This is a genomic window from Burkholderiales bacterium, assembly GCA_023511995.1.
Lineage (GTDB): Bacteria > Pseudomonadota > Gammaproteobacteria > Burkholderiales > Thiobacteraceae > Thiobacter.
Genome location: JAIMAL010000002.1, coordinates 35,075 through 46,194, shown reverse-complemented (window position 1 = coordinate 46,194; position 11,120 = coordinate 35,075). Strand labels below are relative to the sequence as shown.

The 11,120-nt window shown below is 66.3% G+C and carries 13 protein-coding genes; 5 read left to right on the top strand and 8 right to left on the bottom strand.

The genetic code is table 11. The features are described from left to right. Window positions 1–2: 2 nt before the first annotated feature. Genes K6T56_01700 through hemC form a run of 4 tightly spaced genes read right to left on the bottom strand, consistent with a single transcriptional unit; the run spans window position 3 to window position 4,098 of the window. Entirely contained in the window at window positions 3–1,172 is a 1,170-nt protein-coding gene (locus K6T56_01700) for a hypothetical protein (GenBank protein ID MCL6555055.1), read from the bottom strand. Next, the gene (locus K6T56_01695; protein MCL6555054.1) at window positions 1,169–2,197 is read right to left on the bottom strand and encodes a uroporphyrinogen-III C-methyltransferase; all 1,029 of its coding nucleotides are present in this window, start codon (window positions 2,195–2,197) and stop codon (window positions 1,169–1,171) included. The genes K6T56_01700 and K6T56_01695 overlap by 4 nt, the downstream gene beginning before the upstream one ends. 42 nt (window positions 2,198–2,239) lie before the next feature. Beyond that, window positions 2,240–3,031, bottom strand: coding sequence for a uroporphyrinogen-III synthase (locus tag K6T56_01690; GenBank protein ID MCL6555053.1), 792 nt, complete (start codon window positions 3,029–3,031; stop codon window positions 2,240–2,242). Next, window positions 3,028–4,098, bottom strand: coding sequence for a hydroxymethylbilane synthase (gene hemC, locus K6T56_01685; protein ID MCL6555052.1), 1,071 nt, complete (start codon window positions 4,096–4,098; stop codon window positions 3,028–3,030). The genes K6T56_01690 and hemC overlap by 4 nt, the downstream gene beginning before the upstream one ends. A gap of 44 nt (window positions 4,099–4,142) precedes the next feature. Here hemC and K6T56_01680 point away from each other — a divergent pair, with 44 nt between their 5' ends. After that, window positions 4,143–4,556, top strand: a complete 414-nt coding sequence (locus tag K6T56_01680) for a thioredoxin family protein (protein ID MCL6555051.1) — start codon at window positions 4,143–4,145, stop codon at window positions 4,554–4,556. A gap of 11 nt (window positions 4,557–4,567) precedes the next feature. Here the strand turns inward: K6T56_01680 and K6T56_01675 are convergent, their stop codons facing one another. Together K6T56_01675 and K6T56_01670 are read right to left on the bottom strand one after the other, a co-directional pair. Continuing rightward, a complete protein-coding gene (locus K6T56_01675; protein ID MCL6555050.1) occupies window positions 4,568–5,329 on the bottom strand; it encodes a LytTR family DNA-binding domain-containing protein in 762 nt (253 codons plus the stop codon). Between the two features lie 68 nt (window positions 5,330–5,397). Next, window positions 5,398–6,432 carry a histidine kinase gene (locus tag K6T56_01670; GenBank protein MCL6555049.1) on the bottom strand — a complete coding sequence of 345 codons (1,035 nt, stop codon included), beginning with the start codon at window positions 6,430–6,432 and terminating at the stop codon, window positions 5,398–5,400. A gap of 26 nt (window positions 6,433–6,458) precedes the next feature. Between K6T56_01670 and argH the strand changes: the two genes are divergently transcribed. Beyond that, window positions 6,459–7,856, top strand: coding sequence for an argininosuccinate lyase (argH, locus tag K6T56_01665; protein ID MCL6555048.1), 1,398 nt, complete (start codon window positions 6,459–6,461; stop codon window positions 7,854–7,856). 12 nt (window positions 7,857–7,868) lie between these two features. On the opposite strand, the gene K6T56_01660 is transcribed toward argH, so the two are convergent. Both K6T56_01660 and K6T56_01655 read right to left on the bottom strand, forming a co-directional pair. Beyond that, window positions 7,869–8,240 (bottom strand): TusE/DsrC/DsvC family sulfur relay protein, encoded by a 372-nt coding sequence (locus tag K6T56_01660; GenBank protein ID MCL6555047.1) that lies wholly within the window; start codon window positions 8,238–8,240, stop codon window positions 7,869–7,871. Between the two features lie 29 nt (window positions 8,241–8,269). Continuing rightward, a complete protein-coding gene (locus K6T56_01655; GenBank protein MCL6555046.1) occupies window positions 8,270–8,773 on the bottom strand; it encodes an Hsp20/alpha crystallin family protein in 504 nt (167 codons plus the stop codon). Window positions 8,774–8,950: 177 nt separating this feature from the next. On the opposite strand from K6T56_01655, the gene K6T56_01650 reads away from it, so the two are divergent. From K6T56_01650 to K6T56_01640, 3 genes are read left to right on the top strand one after another with little or no spacing between them, the layout of a single operon-like run. Next, window positions 8,951–9,877 (top strand): DnaJ domain-containing protein, encoded by a 927-nt coding sequence (locus K6T56_01650; protein ID MCL6555045.1) that lies wholly within the window; start codon window positions 8,951–8,953, stop codon window positions 9,875–9,877. A gap of 2 nt (window positions 9,878–9,879) precedes the next feature. Next, window positions 9,880–10,188, top strand: coding sequence for a chaperone modulator CbpM (locus tag K6T56_01645; GenBank protein ID MCL6555044.1), 309 nt, complete (start codon window positions 9,880–9,882; stop codon window positions 10,186–10,188). Then, window positions 10,170–11,114 carry a M48 family metalloprotease gene (locus tag K6T56_01640; protein ID MCL6555043.1) on the top strand — a complete coding sequence of 315 codons (945 nt, stop codon included), beginning with the start codon at window positions 10,170–10,172 and terminating at the stop codon, window positions 11,112–11,114. Before K6T56_01645 ends, K6T56_01640 begins: the two co-directional genes overlap by 19 nt. The last annotated feature ends 6 nt before the right edge of the window (window positions 11,115–11,120 follow it).

Below are 11,120 nucleotides of genomic sequence, written 5' to 3'. Positions count from 1 at the left end.
CCTTACGGGAGCTTGAGGCTTTCGCGGTAGTGGCGGCAGGCTTCGTCCGGCAGGTTCATGCGTTCCAGGAGTTCCGCGAGGGCGAGGTGGGCTTCCCGGGTGGGTTCCACGGCGAGGCTGGCTTCGATGTAGGAACGCGCCTTGCCCCACAGTTCCTGCGCCGCGCACAGACGGCCCAGGGTGAGGAGGAGGGCGGGGTCGTGGGGGTGCGCGGGCAGCCATTTCTCTGCCTGTTCGATTTGCCTGATGACGTCGCGGTCTGCGCACTCGGCATAGAGGGCGACGAGGGCGCTGTCCCACTGTTTTTCCAGGCTCTGTTCGATGATCTCCCGTGCCTGGCGACTGCCGCCGAGGGCGAGGAAAAGGCGCGCCGCGGAGGCGGCGATCTGGGGATGCTGCTGGAATTCCGGCGCCATGCGGGCCCAGTAGCTCTGCAGGGCGTCGGGGTTGTGGGCTTTGCGCTTCAGATTTTCCAGGTGGGCATGGAGGGCGAGCTGTTGTGCCTGGGTGGCCTCCATGGCGCCCCGTTTTTCCAGATGGCTCACCAGGACCAGCACCTGGTCCCAGTTCTTCATGAGCTGCTGCGCCTTGAGGTCAAGCCGCAGCACACCAAGGTGGCGGGGGGCGAGGGCCTTCAGCTCTTCGATGAGGGGCAAGGCGGCCTCCGCCTGCCGCGCATCCAAGAGCAGTTCCACCTGGGTCATGAGCCGCGCGGTGGCCTCCTTGGGGCTTACCTCGGCGGCGCGGGCGAGATAGACATCCCGGGCCTGGAAGTTGCGTTGGGCATGGGCGGCGCGTGCGGCGAGGAGGGCATTGAGGAGCAAGGCCTCGCCCATTTCCATGGCCTGCACGGCAAGGCGTTCCGCTTTGGCCCATTGACCCTCGGCGAAGGCAAGCTGCGCCTCCAAGGTGGCGCGGCGCGCCTTCTCCCGCTGCCGCTCCCGCCGGAAGCGGCGGACATAGGCCGGCAGCCGCCAGGTGTGCACCGCCACCCGCACCGCAGCGTAGAGGAGGACGAAGCCCACGACGAGGGCGAGGATGAGGAAATTGAGGGAGAAGTCGATGCGGTAGGGGGGATAGACCACCACCACATAGCCCACGTTGGTTTTGATGGCCAGCACGAGGGCGATGGCCAGCCCGACGACCGCCAGAAACCAGGTCAGAGCCTTCACCGCGCGCCCCGTTCCTGCGTCAGTCTGAAGTTGCGCACCGCGGCAAGGCTTGTGGCGATGTCCGGCACGTCCACGCGCACCGGGCTTTCCGCCAACTGGCGCAAAAGTGCCGCGGTCGCCCGCACTTCCTTGTCCTGGGTATCGAAATAGCGCGCAAGCCACGCCTGGGCGGCTTTCAGGTCGCGGCGGTAGCTGGCTTCATCATGGTGGAAGAGGGCAAGGCGCGCCGTGAGCAGGCGCAGTTTCAGGTTTTCCCGCGCATAGTAGGCCTGCTCCGGGGGCAGCAGGGGAACCTCCATGCGGCCGGTGTCCTGGATGCGGATGAGCTGGGTGAAATCCGACCATGCTTCCGCGGCGATGCGCTTCCACCACACCTCCTCCACCTTCTGCGTCTTCGCCCCTGCTGCCGGGGTTTTCGCCGGTGCCGGGAAGAGGGGCAGGCGATCCACGGCTTCGATGAGCTCGTCAAGGCGCAGGGCGAGGCTGGTGACATCCACCGCGGGCGAGGCGCGCAGACGGTCGATGTCCTTGGCGATCGCCTTGCGCAGATTGTGGAACTGGGGTTTGTCGGCGCGGCTCAAGCGGCTTTCCGCGGTCTGCAGGGCGATGAGCGCCGCCTTGACGTTGCCCGACAGTTGCAGTTGCTGGCTGGCGAAATAGACGAGCTGCTCGATTTCCGCCAGGGTAGCCTCGTCCTGGCCCCGCGCCAGTTGTTGGTAGAGGGCTTCCAGGGCGAGCTGTTGGTCCTGGGATTCCTGGAGTTTCTGTTCCAGCACGCCGAGGCGCACCGTCAGCTCCCGCATGGCTTCCTGGGCCTGACGGGCGAGGAGCCGGCTTTCGCTGCTGCGGGTGTCGAATTCGGACAGCCGCTTGGCGAGCTCGGCTTCCAAGCTATGCACCTGGCGCATGGTGTAGAGCCATACGCCAAGCGCCGCCAGGATGGCCAGCAGCGCAAGGAGCCGGGAGGCCGTGAAAAGCCGCCGGCGGGGAGGCGAGACGGGGAGACTATCGGGCATTTCGCTCATCGGGGCATTCTACTGGATGGTGGCAGAGCGGGCAGCGGATCTTCAAGGGGCGGGGGCATCCGCTTCGCTCCGGCGCCAGGCGATGAGCCCGGCGACGAGACCCTCATCGCCCGGGGGGGTGACGAATGTCCGGCTGAGTCCCAGGGCGCGCGCGGCCTCGACGATGCGCGGGTGCGGCGCGAAGAGGGGGGTGTTTTTCATCCATTGCTGGCCCAGACGACCCACCATCTCGAAGAGGTTGTGCAGGCTTTCGGCACTGGTGACGGTGATGGCATTGAGTTCGTTGCGTGCCCACAGGTGCAAAAGCGGTGTGCTGTCCGCGTTGGGCCGGCTGCGGCGGTAGCATTCCGCGTATTCCACCTGGGCGCCCCGCTGGCGCAGGACTTCGGCCAGGTGTTCCCTTCCCCCTTCGCCGCGGAAGATCACCACGCGGCGACCCTGCATCTGCGCCAATTCCGGCAGAGCGAGCAGGGCCTCACTGTCGAAACGTCCGCTGGGGGCGATGACCGAGGTCACGCCCCGCTCCCGGAGCGCCCGGGCGCTGCCCTGGCCCACCGCCGCGACGGCAAGGCCCGGCGGCAGTCCACCCCGCGCGGCGATGAGGTTCATGGCCTTGGCCACCGCATTGGGGCTGATGAAGATGGCCAGATCGAAAGTGGCGAGACGGTCGATGAGCGAAAGCAGCGGCCCCAGCTCCGGCACGTCCACGATTTCCAGCACGGGAAAGAGAATGGGACGTCCCCCGGCCTCGCGGATGAGACGGGCGAGATTTTTCGCCTGATGGGCCGGGCGTGTGACCAGGATGCCCAGGCCGGCCAGGGGGGGCGTGCTCACGGCAGCACTCCGAGTTCCGCGAGGATGCGGTCGGCGCCGCGGGCCAGCAGATTTTCTGCGAGGGCGACCCCCAGCCGCTCGGCGTCTTCGACGGCGCCTTCGAGTCTGTCCTCGACGAAGCGCTGCCCTTCCAGGTCTGCGACGAAGGCGGTGAGGGTCAGCCGGTCGCCGGCGAGGGTGGCGTAGGCGCCCAGGGGGGTCTGGCAACTGCCGGCAAGGCGGCGGCTGACCGCCCGCTCCGCCGTCACGCAGGCGGCGCTGGCCGGATCGTTGAGGGGCAGCATTTTCTCCACCACATCCTGGCGCGCCGCCAGACACTCGATCCCCAGCGCACCCTGTCCCACCGCCGGCAGGCTTTCCTCCGGGGCGAGGAAGGCGGTGATGCGGTGGGCAAGCCCCAGCCGCTTCAGGCCCGCCGCGGCGAGGATGATGGCGGCATAGCGCCCTTCGTCCAGCTTCTTCAGGCGCGTCTGCACGTTGCCCCGCAGCGGCTCGATCGCCAGATGGGGATAGCGGGCCTTGAGCTGCACCTGCCGGCGCAGGCTGGAGGTGCCCACCCGCGCGCCGGGGGGCAGCTCCCGCAGGTGCCCATAGTCATTGGAGACGAAGGCATCCCGGGGGTCTTCGCGGGCGCCGATGGCGGCGAGCACGAAGCCTTGCGGCAGCACCATGGGGACGTCCTTCATGGAATGCACCGCAAGATGCGCCCGCCCCTCCTGCATGGCCACCTCCAGCTCCTTCACGAACAGACCCTTGCCGCCGATTTTGGCCAGGGGGGCGTTGAGGATCTGGTCGCCGGTGGTGGTCATGCCCAGGATGGAAATCCGGCAATCCGGGTATAATGCCGCAAGTTGCGCCTGGATATGGCGGGCCTGCCAGAGGGCAAGGGGGCTTTCCCGGGAGGCGATGATCAGTTCGCTGATGATGGTCTCCTTGGGGCGCGACGGAACAATACCGAAAAAAGAGAGACTCAGGACAACGGGCGATGAACGGAGACAAGCAGATGAAGACCTGGGGAACGCGCGTCGACACGTTCCGGCTGATCCTTCTGGCCGGCATTCTAGCATGGCTGGCGGGCCCGGCCGCAGCAGTGGAGCGGGGTGTTCTGCCGATGGCGCGCGACCTCACCAAGGTGGCGCGCGAGGCGGCGAGCCGCCGCGCCGCCATCCTCATTCTTTTCAGCTCGGCGGGTTGTCATTACTGCGCCCAGGTGCGGCAGGATTTTCTCATCCCCACCACCCGCAACGCCGACTACGACGACAAGGTGGTGATGGTGGAAATCGACGCCGGCAGCGCCATGCGGCTTGTCGATTTCGATGGCCGTCCCACCACCCATGCCGAATTCGCCGCCCGCCACCAGGTGAGCGTCACACCAACGGTGAAGTTCCTCGACCCCCGCGGTCGCGAGATTGCGCTGCCCCTGGTGGGCATCGCCAATCCGGATTTCTACGGCGGACCCCTGGACGAAGCCATCCATTCCGCGGCCGCCCGCGTCCGGGCGGAAGGCCGCACCGCCGCCAACTGAACCCAGGCGCTTTAGCCGTTCTTGAATTCCCGGATCACGTGCTGCTGCCGGCGGGAGACCGGCAGCGTTTCCGGCACGCCCGTCAACATCACCACCCAGCCACTGCCGGCGTGCTCGCCCTCCTCCTCGCCGCCGTGCACCCGTTTGAAGCCGGCCACGTGGTCCCGCGCCACCAGGCAGTTACGATGGATGCGAATAAAGCGGCCGGAAAATTCCTGCTCGAGGCGCGTCAGCGATTCCTCGAGGAGATATTCCTTGGCAGCGGTGCGCACGGTGACGTATTTGAGCTCCGCCTTGAGGTAGATCACTTCCGTTAGGGGCACGAGGATGATGCGGCCGCGGTCGGTGATGGCGAGATGGGTGCGCGCATGTCCTGCTGCCGCCTTCAGGGCCTCGAGGCGATGGGTGGTGAGGGCCCGGGCCTTTTGCAGCGCAGCAGCGAGGCGTTCCTCGCGCACGGGCTTGAGCAGATAGTCGATGGCATTCACCTCGAAGGCGCGTAAGGCATAGCCATCGTACGCGGTGGTGAAGATCACCGCCGGCGGCTGTTCCAGTTTGAGGAGATGCTCCGCCGTTTCGATGCCATCGATATCCGGCATGCGGATGTCGAGGAGCACCACATCCGGCTTGAGGGCGCAGACGGCGGCGAGCGCCTCGCGGCCGGTCGCCGCCTCCCCCGCCACCTCCACGGGCAGGGTGGCGGCCAGGTCGGCGATGAGGTCCTTGAGCCGCGCCCGCGCCGGCGCCTCGTCATCCACCAGCAGCACCCGCATCCGCCTTGTGCTCCCTTTGTCTTCCGCGTCCCCTGCCCCTTGTGCCGGGGGCGCGGTTGAAGTTGCGATCATGATCGCCGCACCCTGCCCTGCGCCTTCGCCCGGGTGTAGGGCATGATGATGTGCACCAGATAGGTGTCGCCCACCCGTTCCGCCTTCATGCTGGCCTCGGCGTCGAAGTGCAGCGCCAGGCGTTCGCGGATGTTCTGGGTGGCCATGCGGTTACCCGCATGCTGGCTGCCGGAAGGCGGGCAGGGGTTTTTCACCACCAGGTGTACCTGATCCCGGTGGCGGTAGATGTTCACGACGATCTCGCCGGGCTCGGCCACCGGTTCCACCCCATGATAGACGGCGTTTTCCAGGAGGGGCTGCAGGATCAGGGGCGGTACCAGGGCATCCTTGGGCATCTTGTCGATGTGCCAGATGACCTTGAGGCGGTCGCCCAAACGCAACTGCTCCAGTTCCAGATACTGCCAGCTCAGGTTAAGCTCCCGCTCCAGGGGCACGAGTTCCCGGTTATTGCCCATGAGGACGCGGAACATGTCGGCCATGTCCAGCAACGCCCGTTCCGCACGTTTGGGGTCGGAGCGCAGCAGGCTTGCCACCGCATTGATGCTGTTGAAGAGGAAATGGGGACGGATGCGCGCCTGCAGCGCGGCAAGTCGCGCCTCGGTCACCGCCGGCGAGAGGATGCGCGCGCGCATGTGGAAATAAACGAGAACGGGGATGATCCCCATGAGGGCCAGAACCAGGGCGCGGCCGAAGGCAGGCTCGCTCGAGGGAAAGAGATGGGCAAGCAGTGCTTCGTTGGCGAGGCTGAGCAGCATGACGAGCGCCGTCACGACAACAAGCCCCCAGCGGTAGGGCAGACGCTCAAGGAGGGAGTGGGCAGCCCACAACAAACCGATGGCGGCCAGCACCACCGGCTGCAGATGCACGGCCACCTCCTGCAGCGTCTGGCCGGTCTTGTCCAGGGTCGGTGCCATGATCAGGGCAGCGCCCAGCCCCATGAGATTGCTGAGCACAAGAATGCGCAGGATCACGCCCAGGTTGGCGAAATTGGGCAGCGTGACCGCAGGCGGATGATTTATACTTGCCACCATCCTATTGTGGTTAAGGCATATCCTTGATGCAAGAAGAAAAATCCCCCACCGGCGGCTGGTCCGGCAGGTTTTCCGAGCCGGTGGACGAGCTGGTGAAACGGTTCACCGCTTCGGTCCACTTCGACCGCCGGCTGGCCCCCTTCGACATCCAGGGCTCCCTCGCCCACGCGCGCATGCTCCATGAAGTGGGGGTGCTTTCCGCTGCCGATCTGGCCGCCATCGAGACGGGGATGGCGCGCATCCGAGAAGAGGTCGAGGCCGGCACCTTCCCCTGGTCGGTGGACCTGGAAGACGTGCACATGAACATCGAGCGCCGGCTTACCGATCTCATCGGCGAGGCGGGCAAACGGCTGCATACCGCCCGTTCCCGCAACGATCAGGTGGCCACCGATGTCCGCCTCTACCTGCGGGATGCCATAGACCGGCTGCTTGCCGCTCTGCGCCGGCTGCAGGGCGCCCTCCTCGATCTCGCCGAAGGACACACGGAGACCATCATGCCGGGCTTCACCCACCTGCAGGTGGCGCAGCCCGTTTCCTTTGCCCATCATCTGCTGGCTTACCAGGAGATGTTTGCGCGGGATGCCGAGCGCCTCACCGATTGCCGACGGCGGGTCAACCGGCTGCCTCTGGGCGCGGCGGCGCTTGCCGGCACCACCTATCCCATCCGGCGGGAACGGGTGGCGGAACTGCTGGGCTTCGAGGGTGTGTGCGAGAACTCCCTGGACGCGGTGTCGGACCGCGATTTCGCCATCGAATTCACGGCCGCCGCCGCCCTCGTCATGATGCATTTGTCGCGGCTTGCGGAAGAGCTCATCCTCTGGATGAGCCCCCGCTTCGGCTTCATCCGCCTGGCCGACCGTTTCTGCACCGGCTCCAGCATCATGCCCCAGAAGAAAAACCCGGACGTGCCGGAACTCGTGCGCGGCAAGGCGGGGCGCGTCTATGGCCATCTGATGGCCCTCCTTACCCTGATGAAGGCGCAGCCCCTCGCCTACAACAAGGACAACCAGGAGGACAAGGAGCCCCTTTTCGACACGGTGGACACGCTTTTGGATGCGCTCACCCTCTTTGCCGACATGATGGGGGGCATCACCGTCAACCGGGACGCCATGCGCAAGGCCGCGCGGGAGGGGTTCGCCACCGCCACCGATCTTGCCGACTATCTGGTGAAAAAGGGCATGCCCTTCCGCGATGCCCACGAGGCGGTGGCGCGCGCAGTGCGCCATGCGGAGGCGAAGGGCTGCGATCTCGCTGATCTCAGCCTTGCCGAACTCAGGCAGTTCTCCCCCTTGATTGGCGAAGACGTCTATGGGGTGCTGACCCTGGAAGGGTCACTCGCCGCACGCAATCACATTGGCGGCACCGCACCGGAAGCGGTGCGGCGCGCCATCGCCCGCGCCCGTTCACGCCTCGCCGGCGCTTGAGCGTTAGCCTCTTCAGCTCACGGAGCCGAAGGACGGGTCGGTGGCGTGGGGTGGTACGGGCAGTCCCGCGATTTTCATCCCCTGCACCATGGGGCCGCGGGGGAAGAGCTGATAGAGCCAGCGCCGTCCCCCTTTGTCGGCGAAGTATTCCTCCGTGGAACGCAGGATCTGATGGGCATCCTCGGTGCTGCCGTTCTGGTTGATGAAGTAATCGCGCAGGAAGTTGAGGACCTGGAAGTGCTCATCGGTCAGGGTGAGCCCCTCCTCCGCGGCGATTTTGCGCGCGATGTCGGGGGACCATTCGTCGAGCTCCACCAGTTCGCCGTAATGGTTGCGCACGATCACTTTGCCTTGCACGGCATCCAGGATGGGGTTGTGGGTCATGGCAAGCTCCTTCTTCCGGGTTGCAGGAATCATTCAACGGGGATGGATCGTCCGCTGCGCCGGCCGGGCTCCCGTTTGGGCAGCTCCACCCGCAGCACGCCATTGCGGTAGCTCGCCCGCGCCTCTTCCGTCTTCACGGGCACTGGCAGAGGGATGACGCGGCGGAAGCTGCCATAGGCGCATTGCAGGGTGTGCCAGCGGCCCTCGGTGGACTCGCGCTCGAAGCGTTTCTCGCCGGAGACAATGAGGCTGTCCCCCTCCACCTCGAGATTGATGTCGTTTTTGTCCATGCCCGGCAACTCGAGCCGCACCACGAGCCGTGTGTCGTCCTCGAACACTTCGCCGCCCAGCATGGCCCAGCCGAAGCCGAGGGCAAAGGACTCGTCGTCCACCTCCTCCGGCTTGGGCAGATTGGTCTTCTCCCCCGGCCGGAAGCGCGTGAGCGCCCCCCGCGCCGATTCCCACAGATGCCGCCACCCTTCGGTGACGCTGTCCCAGAGATTCCCCACGTCTTTGAGGCTTGCGAGTTTCATGGCCGATCCCCTTGTTTGCAAGTATCCTATGCTGAATTAAAGCAGGAAATGGCGAAGGCTGTAAAAAATAGTTGCGGGCACCGCGTGTCAGCTTCAAGTATCCGGCTTCCCCTTGATCGCTGCCATTTCGCCCCCAATTCCCATCACTGCCGCGACGCCATCCCATAAGGACAAGGCATGGAATTCAAGAACTACTACGAGGTGCTTGGCGTATCCCGCGATGCCACGGCGGATGAAATCAAGAAGGCCTTCCGCAAGCTCGCCCGCAAGTATCACCCGGACGTGTCGAAGGAGCCCGACGCCGAGCAGCGCATGAAGGAAATCAACGAGGCCTACGCGGTGCTCTCCGATCCGGAAAAGCGGGCTGCCTATGATGAGCTTGCCAAAGGCTTCCGCCCCGGTGAGGAATTTCGTCCCCCGCCCGGCTGGGATGCGGGCTTCGAGTTTTCCGCCCATGGGTTTTCGCCCCACGAGGCTGCGGAGTTTTCCGACTTCTTCTCCCAGCTGTTTGGCGGCCTGGGCGGGCGTGCCCGCGGCTTCCGCAGCCATGGCGAGGACCACTACGCCAAGGTTTATCTGGATTTGCGCGACGCCTTCACCGGGGCAACGCGCACCCTCACCCTGCGCGTGCCGCGCCTCGATGCCCACGGCCGGCTCACCCTCGACACCCGCACCCTCAATGTGAAGATTCCCAAGGGGGTGCGCGAGGGGCAGATCATCCGCCTCGCGGGTCAGGGGGCGCCGGGGCTCGCCGGTGGGCCCCCGGGCGACCTTTTGCTGGAGGTCCATTTCCATCCGGACCCCCGCTTCCAGGTGCAGGGGCGCGACCTCATCATGCAACTGCCGGTGGCGCCCTGGGAGGCCGCATTGGGCGCGGTGATTCCCGTTGCTCTCCCCGATGGCGTGGTGAAAGTGCGCATCCCCCCGGGCGCGCAATCGGGCAGACAGTTGCGGGTGCGGGGCAAGGGCATTCCCTCCGAGCCGCCCGGGGATTTGCTCCTCAACCTGCAGGTCGTGCTGCCGCCGGCGGATACGCCGCGGGCGAAGGAACTTTATGAAACCATGGCGCGGGAGCTCCACTTCGACCCGCGAGCCGGGAGGTGATGATGAGCGATGAGGACGTGCTGATCGGAACCTTGCTTTCCGAAAGCTGGCTGACCCTGGAACAGGTGGCCGCTGCCTGCGACGTGGAAACCGACTGGCTGCTCGCCCACCTGGAGGCCGGGCTTTTCCCCCATGCCGAAAGCGTGGGCGGGGTGTGGCGCTTCACGGAAGAGGCGGTCCTGCGCGCCCGGCGCATGCGCCAACTGGAGCGGGACTTCGATGCGGTGCCGGAGCTGGCTGCGCTGGTGGCCGACCTTCTCGAGGAAACGGACCAGCTACGCCGCCGCTTGCGTTGCCTGGGCGAGTGGTGAGGGGAGAGGACGACCTCTGGCGCCGCCACGCCGCGGTCAACCGGCTGCAGAGTCTGCTGCTGGTTTGCGTCCTTTTCGCCATTGCCGGCGGCGCCGGCTGGCTCCTCTTGGGGCGGGATGGCCTCATCACTGCCCTCGTGGCCTCTGTCGTGGCGCTGGCCATGGAGCCGGCGGCCACCGCGCGGCTGACCCTGCGCCTTTATGGTGCGCGGCCCCTGGAGGGAATCCCGGCGGCTACTGCGCTTGCCAACGAGTTGGCCCGGCGGGCGGGATTGCCCGCCCCGCCCCGGCTCTACCGGGTGGCAAGTCCGCTCGTCAACGCGTTTGCCGTGGGCAGTCGCAGCGAGTCGGCCATCGTCCTCACCGATGGGCTTTTGCAAAACCTATCCCCCCGGGAGCTGAGGGGGGTGCTGGCCCACGAGATCGCCCACATCACCCAGGATGATCTGCGGGTGATGGGGCTTGCCGATTACGTGAGCCGGCTCACCGCCCTCTTTGCGCTGGTGGCGCAGATGCTGCTTCTCTTTTCCCTGCCGGCGTGGCTGATGGGCGTGACGGAGATTCGCTGGGGGGGACTGCTCCTGCTCCTTATCTCGCCGCAGCTTGCCCTTCTGGCGCAGCTCGGTTTGTCGCGGGTGCGGGAGTTCGATGCGGACAGGGTGGCGGCGCAGCTGACGGGGGATCCCGCGGGGCTTGCCTTAGCGCTGGCGAAGATCGAGCGGGTGAGCCGAAGCTGGCGGGCGTGGCTCATGCCGGGCTGGGGCAATCCGGAACCTTCCTGGTTGCGCACCCATCCCGCCACGGAGGAACGCATTGCCCGCCTGCGGGCCTTGGACGCCCACGCGCAAGGGGGCGAGGCGCCCTGGCAGGGGCCGCAGGCCCTGGACCGCCGTCCCCGCTGGCACCCTCTGGGATTCTGGTACTAGGAGCAC

Coding starts and splice junctions, on each gene's coding strand:
- K6T56_01695 (MCL6555054.1), bottom strand. CDS start 2,197: ATGAGCGAAATGCCCGATAGTCTCCCCGTCTCGCCTCCCCGCCGGCGG.
- hemC (MCL6555052.1), bottom strand. CDS start 4,098: ATGCTAGAATGCCGGCCAGAAGGATCAGCCGGAACGTGTCGACGCGCG.
- K6T56_01680 (MCL6555051.1), top strand. CDS start 4,143: ATGGCGCGCGACCTCACCAAGGTGGCGCGCGAGGCGGCGAGCCGCCGC.
- K6T56_01675 (MCL6555050.1), bottom strand. CDS start 5,329: ATGCGGGTGCTGCTGGTGGATGACGAGGCGCCGGCGCGGGCGCGGCTC.
- K6T56_01670 (MCL6555049.1), bottom strand. CDS start 6,432: ATGGTGGCAAGTATAAATCATCCGCCTGCGGTCACGCTGCCCAATTTC.
- argH (MCL6555048.1), top strand. CDS start 6,459: ATGCAAGAAGAAAAATCCCCCACCGGCGGCTGGTCCGGCAGGTTTTCC.
- K6T56_01660 (MCL6555047.1), bottom strand. CDS start 8,240: ATGACCCACAACCCCATCCTGGATGCCGTGCAAGGCAAAGTGATCGTG.
- K6T56_01655 (MCL6555046.1), bottom strand. CDS start 8,773: ATGAAACTCGCAAGCCTCAAAGACGTGGGGAATCTCTGGGACAGCGTC.
- K6T56_01650 (MCL6555045.1), top strand. CDS start 8,951: ATGGAATTCAAGAACTACTACGAGGTGCTTGGCGTATCCCGCGATGCC.
- K6T56_01645 (MCL6555044.1), top strand. CDS start 9,880: ATGAGCGATGAGGACGTGCTGATCGGAACCTTGCTTTCCGAAAGCTGG.